Below are 20,756 nucleotides of genomic sequence, written 5' to 3' on the forward strand. Positions count from 1 at the left end.
GAAACTGCCGCCCAAAGTGGTGGCGGTGGCCAAGTACCTCGCCCTCGCATTGGGCGTATTGGAAGCGGTGGAAAGCGCCGCCAAGGAAGGGGGCGACGATGAAAGCGAACCAACAGGTTAGTATCGGCACCACCGGCGGTACGTTGCTGGGCATACTAGGCCAGTTGGGCCTGCACGATGTACTGAAAACCGCCGTGCTGGCAGCCATCGGTGCGGTGGTGAGTTTCGGCGTAAGCCTGCTGTTGCAACGCTGGCAGCGGCGGAAATAATAAAAACAGGGGGTGGCATACGCCGCCCCCTAAATTGGATTATCCATTTTGTTGAGATTGGATTACAAATACAATCCAATTTAACGTAATTTTGATGCAAAAAGGATAATAGACTTGCTTATGCCGTGTGGACAGGAATTGGTGCGGCGGGATTGAAGACCATCCAATAGTGAAAAAATATGGTGCGTATAAAAACCGAAAAAGTAACGCTAAACGACATTGAGCAGTTACAAACGATAGGTAGGCAAACATTTTACGAAACTTTTTCGGCGGGGAACACCAAAGAAAACATGGCAACGTATTTAGACGAGGGCTTTTCCATGGAGAAATTGACTGCCGAACTCAACACCGAAAATTCAGAATTTTATTTTGCCTTGATTGATGATAAGGTAACCGGTTATTTAAAACTGAATGTTGGGCAATCGCAAACGGAAATAAAAAATGATTTGGCTCTTGAAATTGAGAGGATTTACGTGCTAAAAGAGTTTCACGGCAAAAAAGTTGGGCAGGCACTTTATGAAAAGGCAATGGAAATCGCAAAGCAGAAAAGCGCCCAATACATTTGGTTGGGCGTTTGGGAGGAAAACCCGCGAGCAATCAGTTTTTACAAGAAGAATGGCTTTGTAGCGTTTGACAAGCATGTTTTCAAATTAGGCGACGACGAACAGACTGATATCATGATGAAAAAAGTCTTGAAGTCTGACAAATGACTTCAACATACAAGGCTTTCAGTCCTCTTGATAAAAAGTGCACTATCTCCACTTCCTGGGGGTTCTGAAAGCTCATTGTAATTGATTGTTCCTCCCTCTTCCGTATTATTCAAAACCGGAATACTTTTCCAGAATGTCTTGCATAGCTGGTTTTATCTTTTGCAGCATGCGATCAAAGCCCAAATCATTGGGATGCGTACCATCTGTGGTACCTTCATGGTCGTCGCCCAATAATCCCTCTGCGGTAATGAGATAGAGGTGGCGATCGGTCTGCTGTAGTTGGCTGATTTCGCGCAGGAAATTTGCATTTTGGGCAGCTACCCGTTCGGCGATGGAGCGATTGAAATTACCTCCTTCGCGTACAATACTCTGAATGGCAATGATGGGTACCTCGGGATGTTGCGCGCGGATGGTCTTCACCAGATTTGCCGTACGCTCAGTGACCTGCTCCGGCGATGAATTGGGCACACAGTCAAGAATGAAGGCATCCATTTGCATAGTAGCAATCATTTCGGCTACGGCAGGTTCCATTCGTGCATTGCCGCTCACGCCCAAATTGATTACGTTGTACCCCGTTTCACGCGAAAGCCTGGCCGGGTATGCAAGCCCTGGCCGGCTGGCTGATGCGCCATGTACGATACTGGAGCCATATAACAAAATGTTTTTTTGAAAGGGATTTGGCTTCGCAATAAGATTAGCCTCCGGTTCCACGCCGATTTGCAAAGAAAGGGTCTCATCATACAGTGGCAGGTATAGTAGGCATTCCTTATCGCCTGGTGCCATGTTCTCCAGCACCATAAATTCATTACATTCATTTGTCCTTGGCCGAGCTACACCTGCATATTGCCACTGGCCATTACGCTTGATGTATAAATCCATTCCCTCATAGGCAATGGCCGTCATGTTATTGCCCGGAGCTCGTGGACTTGTGCACCACTTCACCCCAATTTGGGTACTGTTGGTACTGAAACTTACAGCCAGTCCCGCCGAATGCGTGAGCAAGTTTTTGACAGTCGGAGGGATCGCTGGAAAAGATGCGGTATCCAGCCGGTGGTAACTGGGGCCATCAGGCAAGGCTTTGCCAATCAATGTCAGGTTTTGGGCATCGGTGTATTGGAGCGCTGCCATTTGGGCGGTCAACGAAGTGAGGTTAAAAAGAATAAACGCAATTATCAATAGTTTCTTCATAGCTTAAGATATCATGGACGGCTGTAAATATATAAAAAAATATACTGCGCTATTTTTGATTGGGTATACAGATTTCTCTTTTTTTTTACGCAGCGGACGTCAAGCAGGTTGGCTTCTTACTTCCCACTCATCACCTTTTGACGGCCTCCAAGTTAATCACCCGATTAGAACAACAAAGAGCCTCCTTTTTCAGGGATTTCGCTTTTAAAAAACTACCCAGCGTCATTGCGAGCAAGAGCGCCAGAAAGCGATTTGGAGCGACCGCGAAGCAGCTCCGAAGGAAACCAATCTCATCATCAACCGGTAGATTTCAGCGATTTCTTCCACACGTCTAATCTCAGCACTGACCGCCAATATTGGCATAGCAGGTTATTTAGCATCACTGCCCGATGAGTTAAAGGAATTTTACAAGCGAGGAAACAATCGAAACCGCAAATAGGGGAGGTAGGTAGGAAATAGTATGCTCGCCGTTGAAAACGTATTAGATTAACGGAGGAACCATGCATCAGCCACCAATGAAAGAAACATGGAAGTGCAGCAATCACAACTTTTCTTTCAGGTGCTTGATGTTGCTTTTCACCGTGTCCATCACTTCGCCTATCTTTCCACTGAGCATGAGCTTGCCCATGGATTTTGCCATACCCACCATTTGTTCCAGCTCCACCTTTGGTGGCATGGCCAACGCATTCGGATTGGTGAAGACGTTGAGCAGGTAAGGACCGCGGTGGGCCAATGCGCGCTGGACTGCCAAAGGGACGTCTTCGGGTTGGTGGATATTTTCGCCGGGGAAACCCATCGCCTGGGCGATGAGCGCAAAATCGGGATTTAGCATGTCGGTCTCGTTGTCTTCCATCCCTTCTACCAGCATCTCGAGCTTTACCATGCCCAACGACCGGTTGTTGTAAACGATGATGGTGATGGGTAGCTGGTATTGCTGGATGGTGGCCAGGTCGCCCATCATCATGGAAAGGCCCCCGTCGCCGCACATGGCGATGACCTGCCGCTCCGGGTAGGCTAGGGCCGCACCGATAGCCATGGGCATGGCATTGGCCATCGAACCGTGGTTGAATGATCCCAGCATCTTCCGGTCGCCCGTGGCGGTGATGAACCGCGCCCCCCATACGCAGACCATACCCGTATCGACCGTGTATATCGCATCATGTGACGTGGCCTTATCGATGACATGCGTCAAGTATTCCGGCTGGATGTTGTCTTCGCTGCCGTTGTCGTCGATATAGATGTGGTTTTGTTCTTTCACTTTCGTATACCGCAGCAGTTGTTGCTGCAGGAAGCCGGCATCGTCCTTCATGTCGAGCAGGGGCAGCAGGGCCTCGATGGTATCTTTTACATCGCCGCATAGCCCCATCTCCAGCCTTGCTCGTCGCCCGAGGTGCTCCGGCGCTTCGTCGATTTGCACGATCGTATTTTTTGTCGGCATGAACGCTTCGTAAGGGAAGTCGGTGCCTAGCAACAGCAGCAAGTCTGCCTCATGCATGGCATGGTATGCCGCCGCCTGCCCCAAAAGCCCTGTCATGCCCACTTCAAAGGGGTTGTTCGGTTGGATGGCCATTTTGCCCCGAAAGGAATAGCCCACGGGTGCATTCAGCTTGCGGGCGAGGGCTACCACTTGCTGCCTGGCCTCACTGGCGCCGATGCCACAGAAAATCATGATCTTTTGATGGGCGTTCACCAAGCTGGCCAATGCGGTGAGCTCGTCGTCGGCAGGCCGGATGATCGGCCGGGTACGGAATGCCTTGAGCGTTTGGCCTGTGGAGACGGCGCCCATCTCCGAAATGTCGCCCGGCAGGCCTACTACTGCCACACCTTTCTTGGCAAAGGCATGTTGGATGGCCGTATGCACGATTCGCTCTACCTGTTCGGGCCGGGTGATGAGCTGGTTGTATACGCTGCAGTCATCAAACAGCTTCATCGTGTCGGTCGCCTGGAAGTAATCCAAGCCCATTTCGTTGGTGCCTATCGTCGACGCGATGACCAGCATCGGCAGGTGCGAACGCTGTGCCTCGTAGGCGCCGTTGATGAGGTGTACATGCCCGGGGCCACTACTCCCCGCACAACAGGCAAACCCATCCAACTCGGCTTCAGCCGCCGCAGCATAGGCCCCCGCTTCCTCGTGCCGCACATGGATCCAATCGATGTTCTTACTGTTTCGCACGGCGATGTTGAGGTGGTTGAGGCTATCGCCCGTCACAGCATAAATCCGTTTGATACCCGCTTCTTCTAAAATGGAAATGATTTGATGCGCAACGTTTTTTGCCATGGCCTGTTTTTTTGATTGTGTGTTCATAGAAAGCAACACAACCAAAGGCGAAAGGTTTTGGAAAACCAAGCGTCGACCTCAATCGCTCCATTTTGCATCTTTTTTCCTTAGATTCGCACTACAAAACAAACTATTTACCATATAATCATAAACACATGGATATAAAAGCCTTGCTGCCAATAGGCGTGGCATTGATAACGACCCTGACCGGCTGTAATGAACGTACCCAAACACAAGCCGACGAAAGAAAAGAAGAAACGGTTGCCGCCTTTGACAGCTTATTGGCCCAGCACGAGCTTGACGGCACCATCGTGATTTACGATGCCCAAAATAAGCAGTACTACTCCAATGATTTTGAATGGGCAACGAACAAGTTTTTACCGGCCTCTACATTTAAGATCCCCAATACGCTAATCGCTTTGGAAACCAATGTTGTAGACCCAGATAGTACGGTATTCTTTTGGGATGGCCAACCCCGTGCCTTTTCATCTTGGGAAAAAGACTTTACCTTGAAGGAAGCCTTTCAGGCATCTTGCGTAGACTGCTATCGGGAAGTGGCCCGCAACGTGGGGTTGGCCACCATGTTACATTACCTCGATACCTTAAATTACCCGGGTATGCTGGTCGATTCCGCAACGCTCGATAACTTTTGGTTGACAGGCTCTTCCCAGCTATCCCCCATGGAGGAGATTGACTTTTTAGAACGTTTTTATACCAAGCAATTGCCCATTAGCGATTCAACCTATGAGCGTATGCTGGATATATTCAAAATAGTGGAAACGGATAGCTATCGACTTAGCGGCAAGACGGGCTGGAGCATCGATAATAATGAAAACAACGGGTGGTTTGTCGGCTATCTGGAAACAGGCGGAGAAGTGTATTATTTCGCTACGAATGCCGAGCCGGTCAACCAGGAAGACCTATCCAAGTTCATCCCGGGACGCATGAAGGTAACGCGCGAAGCGTTGGCGCATTTGGGATTGATGTAAGAGGGTTAACATAAAGCGCTAATGCCAGCGTTAATAAAAGTAAGGAAACCATTATGAATCACGCAGCGTTGGTAATTAATTACTTAGTGAAGCGGTTAAGCGCCGTCTTTTGTATGTTGATGTTGATAACCAACAGCTATGGACAGCAAAACGACATGCTTGACTTTCGCGTAGTGGAGGCCCCGGAATGGACGCAGCTATTCAATCGCGACTCCGGATGGATTGGTGGAGATGGGTTGTTTTCCATCCCACTAAATGGCGTGGATACCGTAGAATCCATGCGACATACGGAAACGCTCTTGGTGTTTAGCGATAGTTTTTGGGGAAGCAAGGCCAATGGAAAAATAGCTTCGGGAGGCCGAATGACCAACAACGTGGTTGCGCTCATCCCAAGCGGTACGGTTGACAAGGAGACTATCAAATTTTACAGTGCCCATGATGCCGATTCACAACGAACGGCCGTTTTTACGCCCTCCACGCCGTCGGCTGAAACGGGAAACTACTATTGGCTTGGGGATGGGTTTGTAAACCGGGAAAAAGGCAACACGACCTACCTCTTTGCATACCGCATGAAAAATACAGGCGCCAAAGTCTTTGGGTTCAAGGAATGTGGAAATGTATTAATCGCCGTTGACGAAAACGATAGGCCGCCCTTTGCGCGACATCGACAGCTTGAGACCCCTTTGTTTGCGGAGGAATCCGCAAATCAGGAGGCCTATTCTTTCGGTGCTGGCATTTTGGTAAACACGGCATGGGCTGGTGCTCCCAACCCCGATGGCTATGTATACGTCTATGGGGTGCGGGGCGGGGCCAAAGATTTACTGGTGGCGAGGGTGTTGCCCAGCGAAATGGAAGATTTTGAGCAGTGGGCCTATTGGAATGGAAAGGACTGGGATAAAAACATACAGCATGCGGCTAAGTTGACTTCCAATGTTTCCAATGAGCTGAGCATAACACCGCTTCCCGATGGTCGCTTTGCACTTATATTCCAAAAAAATGGCATTGAACCGCTCATCGGGCTGCGGGTGGGAGAAAGCCCCATTGGTCCTTTCGGGCCAATCATTCCGGTATTTGAATGCCCGGAACCGGCACGTAAGAAAACGTTGTTTGCCTATAATGCCAAGGCGCATCCACATCTCTCCAAAAAAGGAGAATTGCTCATCAGCTACCATGTAAACTCCTTTGACTTCCTGAAGGATTTCAGTGAGGAGCCAGACACGTTTGCTCCGAAATTTATACGGCTGATATGGGAGTAAAGGTTTAGCAAGCTGGAACATAGAGTGAGGGATTGAAAGGATGAAAATACAAAAACTGCATGGTAGACTTCGTTTTTTGTAGTATCTTCGTCTTGGAAGTATACACATGCCCCACCATACTGAAATAACCGACCACAATCTTTTCCGCATGATACGGAATAAAGACCATGCCGCGTTCAAAGCGGTATATGATCGCTATTGGGAGCTGCTATATAGGCATGCCATGCGTATGATTGGCGATGAAGAGGAAGTAAAAGACATCATTCAAGAGGTTTTTCTATCCCTATGGAACAAAGCCCCACAACTGGAATTGCATACTTCACTATCCGCATATTTGTATACTGCCGTGCGCAATAGGGTACTGAACCTTATTGAGAAAAATCAGACAAGAAACAGCTACCGGACCTATTTGGAAGCTTCTTCCTCAGCCTACCATTGCATCACAGAAGACGATGTCCGCGCAAAGGAGCTCCAGCGCTTGATCGAAGCGGAGGTAAATAACCTACCCGCCAAAATGCGCGTGGTTTTCCAGCTCAGCAGAGAGGAAGATCAGAGCTATAAGCAAATCGCGCATAAGCTGGAAATCTCTGAAAAAACAGTTAAAAAACAGGTGAGCAATGCGTTGAAAGTCCTCCGGATGAAACTCGGCTCCCTCCTGTTGTCCCTATCTATTTTTTTTATCGGTTGATTTTTTTCCGTTCGGCCTACTACTATTCCCTAGGCTACCTGTCTTAATAGTATAGTCAAACAACAGGGCTCTTGCCTAAAGCGGTCGTATGGAAAAGAACGTTACGAAAAAATTAATCAGGAAATACCTTAATGGCGATTGTACGGCCGACGAGCAGCGCCTTGTCGAATCCTGGTATCTATACGTTGCATCTACCGCGCCTAAACACAAAGGAAATCAGGATAGCAAAGACGAAGCGAAAGCTGAAATCTGGCAATTGCTACTCGAAAAAACAGCACGCAAAGACCGGAAAGGCCGATATCTGCTTAGGATTGCGGCTTCAATCGCTATTGCGTTGTCCATTGCCAGCTACGTTTATCTCGTGACTCAATCCGATCGCACAGGACAGACCTTGACGGCACATGCCATCCTGCCGGGGAGCAAGAAAGCCATGCTCATACTGGATGATGGCAGCCAGCTACCGTTAGACAGCACAGCCAGGAACCAGCAACATCCCTTGGGCGAGGAAGGGCAGTATCATATCGCTACGCCAAAGGGTGGCGAATACGACGTGATGCTCGCCGATGGAACAAGGGTATGGCTAAATGCGGAATCTAGCTTATCGCTCACACCCACGTTCAACAAAAACGACCGCCATGTTGACTTAATGGGCGAGGCTTATTTTGAGGTGGCAAAAGACCCGGAAAAGCCTTTCATTGTAACCGTAAACGAGCTCGAAATCGAAGTGCTTGGCACGCATTTTAATGTGACGTCTTATCCGGAAGACCAGGAGGCGAAAACCACCTTAATAGAAGGGTCGATCAAAATCAGTAAGGGTGGCAATGAAAAAGTCCTGAGCCCCGGCCAGCAGGCCATCGTGCAGGATATCTCAAAAGACATACAGATAAACAATACGGTAGACCCCGGAAAAGTAACTGCTTGGAAAGATGGATTTTTCGAATTCAAAAATGACGCAATCGATGAAATTCTTGCTCCGATAGCCAGGTGGTACCAAGTGGAAATCGTATACGTATCCGGCAAACCCAGCAAACGGCTTACCGGTAAAATACCCCGATCCAACCATTTTGAAGAGGTACTGAATATCTTGAAATATGCAGGAGTAGCCTATGAGTTGAAAGGGAAAGAACTGCTTATCTATCCACAGGACCAACATAACTAACGAATGCCCATGTAGCAATATAACGGATATATAAAAAACTAAAAACCGGGAAGTGTTCGCTCCACTTGCCCGGCTAAAATCAGGTTAACCCAGACCAACTAAGGTCTGGAAGTTTTAATGGATAAATTTTATTAACCCAATCACAACAAATGTATGAAAATTAATACGTTCTATGCAAGAACGCCCTATGGCGTGCCACTATTGCCACCCAAACTACTCTTAATCATGAAATTGACTACCCTATTGCTGATTGTATGTTTTGTGCAAGTAAGTGCAAGTGTATATAGCCAGCGTATAAATCTGAACCAGAAGGATGTAGGGGTCGAAGAAGTACTGAAGTCGATAGAAAATCAGACGGACTTTCACTTCGTATACGATGGCGAAGAAATCGTCGAGATGGGGAAACTGACTGTCAATATGCGAAATGCTTCCATCAAAAAGGTGCTGGACGATTTATTTGGAGACAAACCGTTTTCCTACAAGATTTTCCAACAAACCATCGTCATCAGAAAGCTGGACAAACAAGCCTCCAAGACCAACCAACAGCAGGACGTCATCACGGGCGAAGTACGTGACGAAAACGGCAATCCATTGCCCGGGGTGAATGTGTCTGTGAAAGGTAGGAATACCACCACAGTAACCGGCCAAGATGGGCGGTTCAAGTTGACCATAACCGGGGGGCCGCTACCCTTACAGTTTTCTTTTTTGGGTTTAAAAACACAGGAGTTGCTGTCTTCAACTACCTTCATGCGGATCCAAATGGTTCAAGACCTTGGCAATTTGGATGAAGTAGTTGTCATCGGATATGGCACGACTACCCAACGGCTTAATACGGGATCAGTCGCCAGCATCACCGGCACCGACATTGCCAACCAACCGATCGTTAATCCGTTGGCAGCACTTCAAGGACGGGTCTCCGGCTTGATGATCTCATCGATGAGTGGGATGCCGGGAGCTTCCTTCAATGTGCAATTGCGTGGTGAGAACTCGATAAAATCCGGAAACAATCCGTTGTTTATCATTGATGGGGTCCCGTTTTCCGATGAACCCTTGAACCAGTTTAACGGAGCCAGTGGCAGACAAAACCCACTAAACAGTATCAATCCCGCCGATATCGAACGGATAGATGTGCTCAAAGACGCAGATGCCACCGCCATCTACGGTTCACGCGGTGCCAACGGTGTAATCCTGATCACCACGAAAAAAGGCACACCGGGCAAAATGACTGTTGATTTCAACCTCTACTCCGGATGGACCAAGGCGGCAGATGCGTTGGATATGCTCAGCACCGACCAATACTTGGAACTTCGCCGGGAAGCCTTTGCCAATGATGGCGCTGAGCCGACCGAAAATAACGCGCCCGATCTGCTGCTGTGGGACCAACAGGCCAGCACGGATTGGCAAAAGGAACTCATGGGGCATTCCGCTCCGATGACGCAGGCGCAGCTATCTTTCTCGGGAGGAAATGAACGTACACGTTTTCTCATCAGCGGCAATTACCTGAACCAAGGTAATGTGATGCCGGGTAGCCTGACGTACCAGCGAGGCTCTTCGCACCTCAATATCAACCACCGTTCAGAAGATGGTAAATTTACCATCAATGCATCTGTAAACTATGCTGCTGACCATAATAATTCCATCACGACCGATCTGTCGCAATATTATAACCAAGTACCCAATTATCCCATCTATACGGAGAGCGGGGAGCTCTATTGGTTTGGCACATCCATGCAAAACCCTTTTGCATTTGAGCATCGCTCAAGCAACTCCAAAACCAGCAACTTGATAAGTAATGCGGTGCTGGAATATGAACTATTCCGCAATCTTGACATCAAGACTAGCCTTGGGTACACCAAGCGGGGGATGGATCAAATAGAGACCTTACCTAAGCCGTCATTTAACCCAGTAACATACCCAGGTAGCTCGGGATCCTATGGTTTTTCGGACATGCAGTCATACATTGTAGAACCACAGCTGAATTACCTCGTAAACGTCAACCGGAGCACATTCAAATTTTTGCTGGGCGGCACATGGCAGCAAAGTGTCAATGAAGGGCATTATTTATATGGCACATCGTATGCCAGTGATGCGCAGCTGGACAACATGCAGGCTGCAGGTAGTTTGATAGTAAGGAATTTCAACGCCTCAGATTACCGATATCAAGCGATCTTTGGCAGGATAAACTACAACTTAGCCGATAAATATTTGGCCAACATCAATTTGCGGAGGGACGGATCCTCACGTTTCGGCCCGGGAAGACGCTATGGCAACTTTGGATCACTGGGCCTTGCTTGGGTATTTTCAAGTGAAGACTTTGCTACTGACCACCTGCCATTCCTCAGCTTTGGAAAATTGCGGACAAGCTATGGCATCACGGGCAATGATCAGATCGGGAACTATCAATATTTGGATACGTGGAGTTCGGGATTTGCCTACCAAGGAATCAGTGGGCAATATCCAGCGCGGGTGTACAACCCAGACTATGGATGGGAAGAAAACAGAAAATTTGAAGCCGCTTTAGAACTGGGCTTTTTCAATGACCGTTTGCTTGTCAACACCGGATATTACAACAACCGATCAGACAACCAATTGGTGGGGGTAAGCCTTGCCCCGCAAACCGGATTTACCTCATATATTGCCAACCAGCCTGCGTTGGTAGAAAACTCCGGCTGGGAGTTTGACATCAACTCCACCAATTTTTCGAAAGGCCACTTCAGTTGGTCGTCGGGACTTAACCTCACCATCCCCAGAAACGTCCTGTTGGAATTTCCAAACCTCGAAAGCTCGCCGGATGCAAACAGCTACACGGTTGGAGAATCCATCCGTATTGTAAAGGGCTTCGATTTTACTGGGGTAGATCCCCAAACGGGGATTGGCCAATATCGGGATGTGGATGGCAATGGTTCGTTATCCGCACCGGGCGATTACATCACCCTGGGGAACCTGATGCCTAATTTCTACGGTGGTTTGAGCAACGACCTCCGCTACAAGAATATTTCCCTAAACTTCCTGTTTCAATTTGTCAAACAAGAAGGCCCTTACCTCAACTATGGGCCGCAGGCTTTTCCATACGGTGCCCTAACCAATGTGGATGTGAGCGCGCTGGACAGGTGGCGGGCTCCCGGGGATATCACGGATATACCGCGGGCAACAGCCCTTTCAAGCAGTGATGCTTATGGGAATTTCAGAGATTATTACCGGTATTCAAGTGCTGTATGGGGAGATGCTTCCTATGTACGCCTGAAAAACCTTTCGCTGAGATACGACATCTCGTCCTTGGTGAGGCAATTGAACATCAAGCAATTGAGCATTTATTTCCAGGGTCAGAATCTACTGACGTTTACGAAATACCGTGGGTTGGATCCCGAAACACCGCGTTTTGATCGCAGCATCGTATCCCAAGTAAATCCTTTTGGTGCGGTACGTTCGGCGGCCCTGCCTACCTTGCGGACGTACACATTTGGCCTTCAGCTCGCTTTATAATATAAGTTGGTGATAATAATTAACACTTAGCAGTTATGAAAAAAATTAATATATATATTGTCCTATTCATCGGAATTGTTTCCCTAAATTCCTGTAGTAGTTTTCTGGATGTTCCTCCACCGAAAGACCAATTGGCGGCAGAGGTTGCATTCGCGGATGACCAAGTGGCCACGGCTACCGTACTGGGCATGTACAGCCAGATGAACGCTTACAACAATCAGTTCGCAAACGGGCTGCTGTCTTTCCTGACGGCCATGAGTGCCGATGAATTCTATTATGCGTTTAACTTCTACGATGACTTCAAGGATAACAACCTGAGCCCAAATACATCGTTTTTGGATCGGTTCTGGAGCCAGCCCTATGCTTATATAAATCATGCAAACAAAATCATCGAGGGCTTGCAAGCCTCAAACGGCGTGACCGAAAATGTGAAAAACCAGTTGCTCGGTGAAGCTCATTTTATACGGGCGTTCTGTTATTTCTACCTCGTCAACCTATTCGATGGTGTACCCATAGTCGTTGACACGGACTACCAAAAAAACACCTTGCTACCTCGCTCACCATCCGACGAAGTCAACCAATTTATCATCGACGAATTGGTATTGGCTGAACAGCTGCTGGATGATGCCTATACGGGGCAAGAGCGTGTTCGCCCAAATAAAAAGGCGGCTTCGACCATGCTGGCCAGGGCCTACTTATACCAAGAGCAATGGGTCGAAGCGGAAGCGGAAGCCACCAAGGTTATCCAAGATAGCCGGTATATCATCCTCGATAGTTTGCATCATGTATTCCTGATAGACAGCAAAGAAGCAATCTGGCAACTGCAAACGGCCAATACCTCCACCGTAGGGGTAAATACCTGGGAAGGATTTAACATCGTTCCCTTTAACCCGGGCACCCGGAGCAATTATAACGTCTATGAAGAGGCCTTGGACAGCTATGAAGCCGGAGACCAAAGAAAGGAAGATTGCTTGACAACCTATGAGCTGAATGCAGAAACGTTCTATTATCCCTATAAATATAAACGGCGGACCGCCAGTCCTGTAGTAGAATACAGCATGGTTTTGCGTTTTGCCGAAGTGTATCTGATCCGGGCAGAGGCCCGAGCACAACAAAACGACCTTGGAAATGCGATAGCGGATCTGAATGTACTGCGCCGACGTGCCGATGTCGAAGAATTGCCGCTCAATCTTGACCAAGCAAGTGTGTTGGCCGCGGTGGAACAGGAACGAAGGATAGAGCTGCTTGGTGAGTGGGGGCACCGCTGGTTTGACTTGAAACGGACAGGACGGGCCGTGGATGTATTGTCTCCAATCAAAACAGGGTTTACCGCATCAGACCTCCTGTTTCCTATTCCATTAGCAGCCATATTGACGAATCCTAATCTTACTCAGAATGATTGACATATTGAAATCTTATTTGAAGGCTATATTATCCGTACTATTGGTTATAGCGGGCTTCACGGTATACGCCAAACAGCAGGGCGGAATCCGCATAACACCCGAAAGACCGGAACGCAACGAGAAAATAACCATCACCTATGACCCCCGTGCAATGGGAGCCAAAATACCAGACACGGCTACATCGGTGATGCTAAAATTTACCTATTCCAACCTGTACGAGCTGCCTTATGAACTACCCTTGGAAAAAGTAGGGCAGGTTTGGCAAAAAACCGTCACACTACTTCACTATGCAACGTTTGCGACCTTTGTAGTAAAAAGCGGCGATATTACTGAGCAACCAGCAGATCAGGCCCACTATGAAATCTATGTCTACCAAGATGGCAAACCGGTAGAAAATACCTTCCTATACCGGGGTTACAGCCTCACTGCGCAAATGGGTAAATCGGAGTCGTTGCCGGCTCAACAGTCGCTCATGTTCAAAAAGGAGCTGGAGCACTATCCGGATAACTATGAAGCCAAAGTCAGGTTGCTAAACTATCAGCTGCAACATGGACCCCAAGAAAAACGTGACGACGTCTTGCGGGAGGCCCATCGCGTCATCGATGAAAAATTCCATTCGAACCCAACATTCATGGGCAATGTAAACAAGGTGACGATGGGCTACCTCATCATCGGTGAGCAGCATAGGCTAGACTCGATAAAAAATGTGATACTGGAAGAATATCCCCATTCGGCCATTGCCAAGGGTTACCTGGCTTCGCAGATTGCCGAGGAGCAGGATCCCGAAAAACAGTTGGCCATGCTGGAGGAATCCCTGAAGGACAAAACAGCCGCCAACAGCGAAGGCTATTCCCAAATCCACCGGATGCTTTTTGAGCATTATGCAGCAAACAAGAACTCCACCAAGGCCCTTGAATTTGCGTCGCTGGTAGTCGCTGCCGACACCTCCCCCTATCATCCGAGGACCTTGGTGACCGTGGCACAGCAGTTGGCCGATCATGCGTTCGGGCTTGATACGGCGTTGGTTTATGCAACGCAGGCATATGCCCAAGCAGCGGAATACCCTTTAGGTATCATACGGTATTTTCCAGAAACCGGATATATTCCTTCACATGTACCAGATAAAGCGGAGAAAATACAATCAACAAAAGGGGACATCAAAGCATTGATCGGCGATATATTGTATCAAATGGACCGGAAGAAAGCAGCGGCTGAAGCCATGGAAGAAGCAGCGCGATGGGCTACATCAAAAAACACGATACTCGATATCGCGGCATATTACCGGAAGACGGCATCGTTTGACAAAGCCTTCGATCTGTATACCAAAAGTTATGTGGAGTCTCCCATGGATGATACGATAAAAAGCACATTGAAGGCGGTCTATCTAGAAAAGAACGGATCTATCGAAGGGTACCAAGCTTATCTTGAACAGCTGGATCAGCAGTGGCAAACTAAAATGAAGGACGAACTACGCCCGCTCATGATCGATAAAACCCTACCTGCATTGGATAAAATCACCGACTTGGAGGGAAATCCAGTAAATTTTGCCGACTTAAAAGGAAAGGTGTTGGTCATTGATCTATGGGCCACTTGGTGCGTGCCGTGCCTACAGTCTTTTCCTTATCTGCAACGGGTGTATGATCAATACAGGGATAATGAAGCGGTCGTATTTATGGTCTTGAATACCGGTGCAAGGAATACATTGGATGACGCCAGAAAATGGAAAAACCAAGCAACTTATGATTTTCCTATTTACTATAATGCCGACCCCGATATGGCGGGAAAACTCGGTGTAAGCATGATTCCTGCTACCTTTGTCATTGACAGGGACCTCAAGATTCGTTTCCATAGCGAAGGGTTTGAAGGGGAAGCCCTTGAACCCAAACTGAAACTCATGCTGGAAATGGTGTTGTCGGCGAATTAACTGCTAGCACATCTTTTTACTGCAATACAATCTCATGGTGGCCAGCCGCAAGTTCAATGGTTTCCCCTTGGCTTGCCTGCTTGCCGATGGATGCCTTTGCCCATTTATCCCGATCCCAACGGAACGTGCATTGGCTATTGGGTGGTACAGTGACGGAAAGCTTGACCCGTTTACCGGTTTTCTGCCATGAAGAACGTATCGCTCCATAAGGCCCATTAAATGACACATCGAACTGCTCCAGCCCTTCAACGATGTGGGGCTCAAGAATAAAATGTTTGAAACCGGGTTGCGCCTCATCAGGCTGGATACCCCCTAATGCCTTATAATACCATGCGCCGATTTCGCCGAACATGATGTGATTTAAGGATATATCCCGCTTGGCATCGATGCGCCAGTTTTCATACAGCGTGGTGGCTCCATTTACAATCCACCAGCCCCATGAGGGGTAGGTTTCCTGCGCCGCCACTTTATACGCCACATCGGCATAGCCATTTTCACTCAATGCATTAAGGATGGCTTTGGTACCCAACAGCCCAACATCCAGATGAAAGCCATCTGCTTCGACACGTTTAGCCAAGTTGGTCGCCACCTTGCTGACCAGTTCATCAGGCACAACTCCCCAATACAACGGCACACTCAATTCCGTCTGCAATCCTTTGCTGTATATCCCTGTTTCTCGGTTCAGGTATTTGGCATTGATGGCATCCTTGATTTTGGCAGACAAGGCCGTATATTTCTCGTAATCACCCTGCTTGCCAAATAATTTGGCTGCTTTGGCCAATATCAATGCATCGGTATAATAATAAACCGAGGAGGTAAGCTCTACGGGCGATTTGGATTTTACAGGCACCCAGTCGCCAAGGCCCCAAGTGGTCAGCCCTTCGGGGCTAATGCTTTCGATATAATCTACATAGCGTTTTATGTTATCGTAACAATCGGCAAGTAGCTTGCTATCGCCATAAAAGCGATAGATATTCCATGGGATAATGGCAATGGTGCTGGTCCAATCGGGCCCATTGGCCCATTCATAGCCCCAGCCCCCTGTGGGTATAATGGCGGGCAGCACGCCGTTGGGTTGTTGCTCATCGCGGTGGTCGGCCAGCCATTTTTCATATACGGTGATGCCATCGAAATTGTACAGCCCGGTTTCTATAGCAATATGCGCGTCGCCGGTCCAACCATTCTTTTCGCGTTGCGGGCAATCAGTAGGATAGCCAAACAGGTTGGATAGGTAGGCATTGTTGGTGGCCCACCAAATCTTATCCAATACGGGATTGGAAGAAGCTATTTTACCGATGGCCGGCACATCGCTGTGCATAAAATAGCCAGTGAGGCTTTCTTTGGCCAGCGTTATCGGCTTGCTGCTGGTCACTTCTACATATTGGAACCCCTTGTAATTGAAATGGGGCATAAATTCTTCTTCTCCCTGCCCTTTCAGTATCAAAATATCCGTTTGGAAAGGATCGGAATCATCAGTGGGTCGGTAGTGGTAATCAATGTTCGATAGATCGACATGGCCGTTGTCATACAGCCGTTCGCCATGCTTGAGCCGAAGCACCGTGCCTGCCTCGCCTCGCACCCGAATCCGGCTAACCCCAGAGATGTTGCGGCCAAGGTCAAATACATAGGTGCTGTCGTTCGGTTTGCTCATCGATATAGCCGGTATCTCCAAGACGTTGCGAATGGGGTGCATGGCTTGAGCTACAATATGCCGTGAAGGCGCCGACCGATAATACACCTCTTTCCAAGCGCTGTCGGCAAAGCCTGCCGTATTCCATCCGGGCTGCTCCAATCGGGCATCGTAATGTTCTGCGGTATAGATGCTGTTGAATATAACCGGGCTTAAACTGGTCTTCCAATCCTTTCCGGAAGTAATAGTTTTTACTGTGCCGTCTTCATAGGTAATCCGTAAATCGAGGCAAAAAACGGGACGATTGCGCCATGGGGCTTTATGAAAATTCCACACGGCCGTAGATTGGTGGTTGTACCATCCATTGCCCAGCAACACGCCGATGGCATTGTTGCCTTCGGCCAAATAGGAAGTCACATCATGTGTAATGTATATGGTGCGCCGATCATAACGGGTATATACAGGATCTAACCGATGGTTGCCTACTTTTTCGCCATTGATATACAATTCATACAACCCACCTACAGCGATATAGGCGCGGGCCGATTTTATTTTTTTGGGCATTTCAAATGCCTTCCTGAAGTAAGGGGCTGGTTTGAGGTCCACATCACTATTATCTGAAATCCAAGCGCCCTGCCAATTTTCCATACCCATCATCCCGGTTTCGAAGGCGGCTATTTCGCGAGGCTGGTAAGTTTTCCCTTCCACCCCCTTACTTTCCACCTTCCAGAAATAACGTGTAAATGGTTTTAGTGGTGTCCCCTTATAAACCACCAAATTTGCATCTGAAGGTACTTCGCCCGTGTCCCAATTTTCGCCTTTGCCTTGTGCTACCGCCATGGAATCCGTGCCTACTAGCACACGGTATGCGGTTTGCTTGGCACCTTGGCTAGTGTCGGATATTTTCCAAGTGAGGCGGGGTGCTTCGACATCAATGCCCATGGGGTTAACGAGGTATTCGCAGCGCAGATCGTAGCTGCCTATATCAGATTGAGCATGCACAGCGATACCACATCCCATGGTTAGGATAGTTAATATGGCTCGGCATGAAAAGTGACTTATGAATAGCATGTTGGTTATCTTAGTTAGTGCGTCCGAAAATAATGATCAACGGGATTGGATGAGCGTGCTGGGGAAATCAGACACTTTTTCACAGCATACCTGCTCCATTACTTGCTTAAATTGGGCTTTCATCATCGCTATGGTATGATCACCACCTTTTTTGCCCAATGCGGCTACACCATACATGAATGGGCGGCCCATGAACGTAAAATCGGCGCCACAGGCTAAGGCTCGTCCGATATCTGGTCCCGACCGCAGCCCACTATCGATCATCACCTTCAATTGATCGCCATACTTGTCTGCCAATCCTTTCAACGGTTTAATGGTCGACTCACCGGCATCGATTTGACGGCCGCCGTGGTTGGATACAATAATACCATCTACCCCCAAACGGATGGCTGCTTCTGTATCTTCCTCACTCACCACTCCCTTGATGACCAGCTTGCCTTTCCAAAGGTCGCGGATGGCTGTGATCTTATCTATATCTACACGTCCGGTGAAGGTTGCATTCATAAATTTACCCAATTGACTCATATCCAATCCTTTTGCCATGTATGGTTTCAAGGTTGCAAATTCAGGTATACCTACCCGGAGTGTCTCCAAAGCCCAAGCCGGCCGCATGGCTGCCTGTATAAAATTACGGATATTCTGTTTGGGAGGCATGGAAAGCCCGGCTTTGATTTCACGGTAACGCAGTCCAAAAGAAGGCACATCCACCAGTACAACCAGTACAGGACATTGTACGGCTTCGAGCCGGCGTAAGATGTCATCCCGCAGTTTATTTTCGGTAGGATGGTACAATTGAAACCAAAACCGCGATTCGCTCACTTCAGCAATACGCTCTATACTACTGGTGGATACTGTGCTCAAGATATAGGGCACATTGTGCTTCAAGGCCGCTTTGGCCAATATTTCCGGGGCATTGGGCCACATGAGCCCTTGCAGCCCGATGGGCGATATCCCAAAAGGCGCATCATAGCGATGGCCAAAAAGCTCCGTGCTCATATCCACCCCATTATGTTTCTTGAGGTACTGAGGCATCAACAGGATGTCATGGAAATCAGCTTCGTTGCGCAATAGGTTCACTTCATCATTGCACCCGCCTTCGAGGTAGTCAAAGGCAAATTTGGGAATGCGACGCTTGGCCTTTTTCTTAAGATCTTGTACCGATGGGTATTGGGGATTGTATTTCAGTAAATCGGGGTTCATTTATGACAATGTTGAACTATATGGACATGTATATGTTGTAATCTTCAACCGGCTCCTTCCTTTTCACTCGTATGTGCATAAAATCGCAATTCGATGAGGTCATTCGGCAAAGGCCGATTATTCCAAGCGCCGTGAATAGCTAACGCCGCTCCCACTGCTGTAGCTTGTGCCATGGAAGCTGCAAACACCTCCATTTCCGGGAAAGCTTCAGCCAAGAGGTTCATATAAATGGTATTCTTGCTGAATCCACCGTCTACAAAAATACGTTTTACCTGTGAACCGGTGACGATCAATTGCGTGGATATTCGCTGTAAATCTACTAAATCCATAATTAAGCGGTGATACGCTTCTTCATAGGATGCGAAAGCCGAGAGTTGGCGTTGTGCGAATGCCGAAACTTTGCCGCCAATCGGTTTCGGGTGCATGGTTTCTGCTCGCAGTTTGGCCACGATATTCTTGTTATAAGGAATGCTCCGGTATTTACTACTGGATTGCCCGAAATGCTCCGATATCCGTTTCACCTGCTGCTCATGCTCATACCCAGCAAAGAGCCGGGATGCTTTCACCGGAGCGCCTTTGTATTGCATGTAGCAGAGACAATCGGCATCCAACTCCGCTTTGGTGAGCGGCGTGTGATTGAACGGATTGAGGCTGATGCACCACGTGCCGGTGGAAATCAACACAAAGGGCTCATGGAAACTAACCAGGTAAGGAATCAGCGCGGATGAACTGTCATGCAACCCCACTCCCACACCGTAGCCATTGCCCGGGAATGATGCAGGAAATACTTCATCAGCTGGTGCCAATGGAGCCAGTTTGCTGATGATACCTTCATGCCTAACCCATTCGTGGTAATCGTTTTTGGTGAAGTCCCAAAGATTGGTATGGCAACCAATGCTCGTCATGTCTGAATACATACGGCCCGACACGAGAAAACTTAGGTACTGTGGCAAATGGAGCGCATAATGGATGCGCTCAAACAACGCCGGATTCTCATATTTGATGCGATACAGTTGCATACCGGAGTTGAGGCTGCCTAATACAGGGGAAGCCGTTGTATAAGCAAATGTTTCTTCCCCACTATAGGTTTCATAGAATTTTCGCTGTAATTCCTCGGGATAAGGTTTCAAGTAATTATACAGCGGTGTGAGGGGCTTGCCATTTTCATCCAAATAGACAAGGCTGGCGCCATAGGCTGCAAAATTAATGGCACGTACCTCAAACTCGGGCTTCCTGAACACCTCATGCAACGAATCGAACACCGATAGGCGCAGGCTTTCCAGGTTTTCACAGGGATCGCCATCTTCGTCCACCGTTTCCGTAAACCTTGCCGACCGCTCAAAGACAATCTTGTACTGCTCATTGAAAAGGAACAGTTTCTTATTGGTCTTCCCGACATCGAATATGGCTATAACTGGCGTACGCATAATAATTTTAGATTTACGATCTTAGATTTACGATTTTAGATTTACGATCTTAGATTGAGACGATAATATACAAATCTAAAA

General features: G+C 48.1%; 15 protein-coding genes. 9 read left to right on the top strand and 6 right to left on the bottom strand.

Annotation, left to right across the window (positions count from 1 at the left end; all coding sequences use genetic code 11):
* The first annotated feature begins 98 nt into the window (after positions 1 to 98).
* Both NF543_RS15070 and NF543_RS15075 read left to right on the top strand, forming a co-directional pair.
* The gene (locus NF543_RS15070; protein WP_257668953.1) at positions 99 to 269 is read left to right on the top strand and encodes a hypothetical protein; all 171 of its coding nucleotides are present in this window, start codon (positions 99 to 101) and stop codon (positions 267 to 269) included.
* Between the two features lie 179 nt (positions 270 to 448).
* Positions 449 to 979 (top strand): GNAT family N-acetyltransferase, encoded by a 531-nt coding sequence (locus tag NF543_RS15075; RefSeq protein WP_257668952.1) that lies wholly within the window; start codon positions 449 to 451, stop codon positions 977 to 979.
* Positions 980 to 1,084: 105 nt separating this feature from the next.
* On the opposite strand, the gene NF543_RS15080 is transcribed toward NF543_RS15075, so the two are convergent.
* The 3 genes from NF543_RS15080 to NF543_RS15090 form a co-directional block, all read right to left on the bottom strand.
* Positions 1,085 to 2,167 (bottom strand): SGNH/GDSL hydrolase family protein, encoded by a 1,083-nt coding sequence (locus NF543_RS15080; protein WP_257668951.1) that lies wholly within the window; start codon positions 2,165 to 2,167, stop codon positions 1,085 to 1,087.
* 222 nt (positions 2,168 to 2,389) lie between these two features.
* Positions 2,390 to 2,530, bottom strand: a complete 141-nt coding sequence (locus tag NF543_RS15085) for a hypothetical protein (protein WP_257668950.1) — start codon at positions 2,528 to 2,530, stop codon at positions 2,390 to 2,392.
* Positions 2,531 to 2,708: 178 nt separating this feature from the next.
* Positions 2,709 to 4,445 carry a thiamine pyrophosphate-dependent enzyme gene (locus NF543_RS15090; protein WP_257668949.1) on the bottom strand — a complete coding sequence of 579 codons (1,737 nt, stop codon included), beginning with the start codon at positions 4,443 to 4,445 and terminating at the stop codon, positions 2,709 to 2,711.
* A 155-nt stretch (positions 4,446 to 4,600) separates the two neighbouring features.
* Here NF543_RS15090 and blaOXA point away from each other — a divergent pair, with 155 nt between their 5' ends.
* The 7 genes from blaOXA (at position 4,601) to NF543_RS15125 (ending at position 15,347) form a co-directional block, all read left to right on the top strand.
* Positions 4,601 to 5,434: a class D beta-lactamase gene (gene blaOXA / locus NF543_RS15095; protein ID WP_257668948.1), complete on the top strand. Its 834-nt coding sequence runs from the start codon at positions 4,601 to 4,603 to the stop codon at positions 5,432 to 5,434.
* Between the two features lie 53 nt (positions 5,435 to 5,487).
* Positions 5,488 to 6,690 carry a DUF5005 domain-containing protein gene (locus NF543_RS15100; RefSeq protein ID WP_257668947.1) on the top strand — a complete coding sequence of 401 codons (1,203 nt, stop codon included), beginning with the start codon at positions 5,488 to 5,490 and terminating at the stop codon, positions 6,688 to 6,690.
* A 148-nt stretch (positions 6,691 to 6,838) separates the two neighbouring features.
* On the top strand, positions 6,839 to 7,378 hold the full coding sequence (locus tag NF543_RS15105) for an RNA polymerase sigma-70 factor (RefSeq protein ID WP_257668946.1): 540 nt from the start codon (positions 6,839 to 6,841) through the stop codon (positions 7,376 to 7,378).
* An 88-nt stretch (positions 7,379 to 7,466) separates the two neighbouring features.
* Complete coding sequence (locus NF543_RS15110; protein ID WP_257668945.1) at positions 7,467 to 8,537, top strand: FecR family protein; 1,071 nt, start codon at positions 7,467 to 7,469, stop codon at positions 8,535 to 8,537.
* A 153-nt stretch (positions 8,538 to 8,690) separates the two neighbouring features.
* The gene (locus NF543_RS15115) at positions 8,691 to 12,020 is read left to right on the top strand and encodes a TonB-dependent receptor (protein WP_257668944.1); all 3,330 of its coding nucleotides are present in this window, start codon (positions 8,691 to 8,693) and stop codon (positions 12,018 to 12,020) included.
* Positions 12,021 to 12,055: 35 nt separating this feature from the next.
* Positions 12,056 to 13,423 carry a RagB/SusD family nutrient uptake outer membrane protein gene (locus NF543_RS15120; RefSeq protein WP_257668943.1) on the top strand — a complete coding sequence of 456 codons (1,368 nt, stop codon included), beginning with the start codon at positions 12,056 to 12,058 and terminating at the stop codon, positions 13,421 to 13,423.
* Positions 13,416 to 15,347: a TlpA family protein disulfide reductase gene (locus NF543_RS15125; protein WP_257668942.1), complete on the top strand. Its 1,932-nt coding sequence runs from the start codon at positions 13,416 to 13,418 to the stop codon at positions 15,345 to 15,347. The genes NF543_RS15120 and NF543_RS15125 overlap by 8 nt, the downstream gene beginning before the upstream one ends.
* Positions 15,348 to 15,363: 16 nt before the next feature.
* Here the strand turns inward: NF543_RS15125 and NF543_RS15130 are convergent, their stop codons facing one another.
* Genes NF543_RS15130 through NF543_RS15140 form a run of 3 tightly spaced genes read right to left on the bottom strand, consistent with a single transcriptional unit; the run spans position 15,364 to position 20,675 of the window.
* Positions 15,364 to 18,048 (bottom strand): alpha-L-rhamnosidase, encoded by a 2,685-nt coding sequence (locus tag NF543_RS15130; protein ID WP_257668941.1) that lies wholly within the window; start codon positions 18,046 to 18,048, stop codon positions 15,364 to 15,366.
* Positions 18,049 to 18,084: 36 nt separating this feature from the next.
* Positions 18,085 to 19,248, bottom strand: a complete 1,164-nt coding sequence (locus NF543_RS15135; protein ID WP_257668940.1) for an alpha-hydroxy acid oxidase — start codon at positions 19,246 to 19,248, stop codon at positions 18,085 to 18,087.
* A gap of 44 nt (positions 19,249 to 19,292) precedes the next feature.
* The gene (locus NF543_RS15140; RefSeq protein ID WP_257668939.1) at positions 19,293 to 20,675 is read right to left on the bottom strand and encodes an FGGY-family carbohydrate kinase; all 1,383 of its coding nucleotides are present in this window, start codon (positions 20,673 to 20,675) and stop codon (positions 19,293 to 19,295) included.
* Positions 20,676 to 20,756: the final 81 nt, after the last annotated feature.

It is taken from the genome of Parapedobacter tibetensis (assembly GCF_024704835.1).
In the GTDB taxonomy this organism is placed as follows: domain Bacteria; phylum Bacteroidota; class Bacteroidia; order Sphingobacteriales; family Sphingobacteriaceae; genus Parapedobacter; species Parapedobacter tibetensis.

Excerpts from the sequence above, each read along its gene's own strand:
- NF543_RS15070 (WP_257668953.1), top strand. The coding sequence starts at position 99 with ATGAAAGCGAACCAACAGGTTAGTATCGGCACCACCGGCGGTACGTTG.
- NF543_RS15075 (WP_257668952.1), top strand. The coding sequence starts at position 449 with ATGGTGCGTATAAAAACCGAAAAAGTAACGCTAAACGACATTGAGCAG.
- NF543_RS15080 (WP_257668951.1), bottom strand. The coding sequence starts at position 2,167 with ATGAAGAAACTATTGATAATTGCGTTTATTCTTTTTAACCTCACTTCG.
- NF543_RS15085 (WP_257668950.1), bottom strand. The coding sequence starts at position 2,530 with ATGCCAATATTGGCGGTCAGTGCTGAGATTAGACGTGTGGAAGAAATC.
- NF543_RS15090 (WP_257668949.1), bottom strand. The coding sequence starts at position 4,445 with ATGGCAAAAAACGTTGCGCATCAAATCATTTCCATTTTAGAAGAAGCG.
- blaOXA (WP_257668948.1), top strand. The coding sequence starts at position 4,601 with ATGGATATAAAAGCCTTGCTGCCAATAGGCGTGGCATTGATAACGACC.
- NF543_RS15100 (WP_257668947.1), top strand. The coding sequence starts at position 5,488 with ATGAATCACGCAGCGTTGGTAATTAATTACTTAGTGAAGCGGTTAAGC.
- NF543_RS15105 (WP_257668946.1), top strand. The coding sequence starts at position 6,839 with ATGATACGGAATAAAGACCATGCCGCGTTCAAAGCGGTATATGATCGC.
- NF543_RS15110 (WP_257668945.1), top strand. The coding sequence starts at position 7,467 with ATGGAAAAGAACGTTACGAAAAAATTAATCAGGAAATACCTTAATGGC.
- NF543_RS15115 (WP_257668944.1), top strand. The coding sequence starts at position 8,691 with ATGAAAATTAATACGTTCTATGCAAGAACGCCCTATGGCGTGCCACTA.
- NF543_RS15120 (WP_257668943.1), top strand. The coding sequence starts at position 12,056 with ATGAAAAAAATTAATATATATATTGTCCTATTCATCGGAATTGTTTCC.
- NF543_RS15125 (WP_257668942.1), top strand. The coding sequence starts at position 13,416 with ATGATTGACATATTGAAATCTTATTTGAAGGCTATATTATCCGTACTA.
- NF543_RS15130 (WP_257668941.1), bottom strand. The coding sequence starts at position 18,048 with ATGCTATTCATAAGTCACTTTTCATGCCGAGCCATATTAACTATCCTA.
- NF543_RS15135 (WP_257668940.1), bottom strand. The coding sequence starts at position 19,248 with ATGAACCCCGATTTACTGAAATACAATCCCCAATACCCATCGGTACAA.
- NF543_RS15140 (WP_257668939.1), bottom strand. The coding sequence starts at position 20,675 with ATGCGTACGCCAGTTATAGCCATATTCGATGTCGGGAAGACCAATAAG.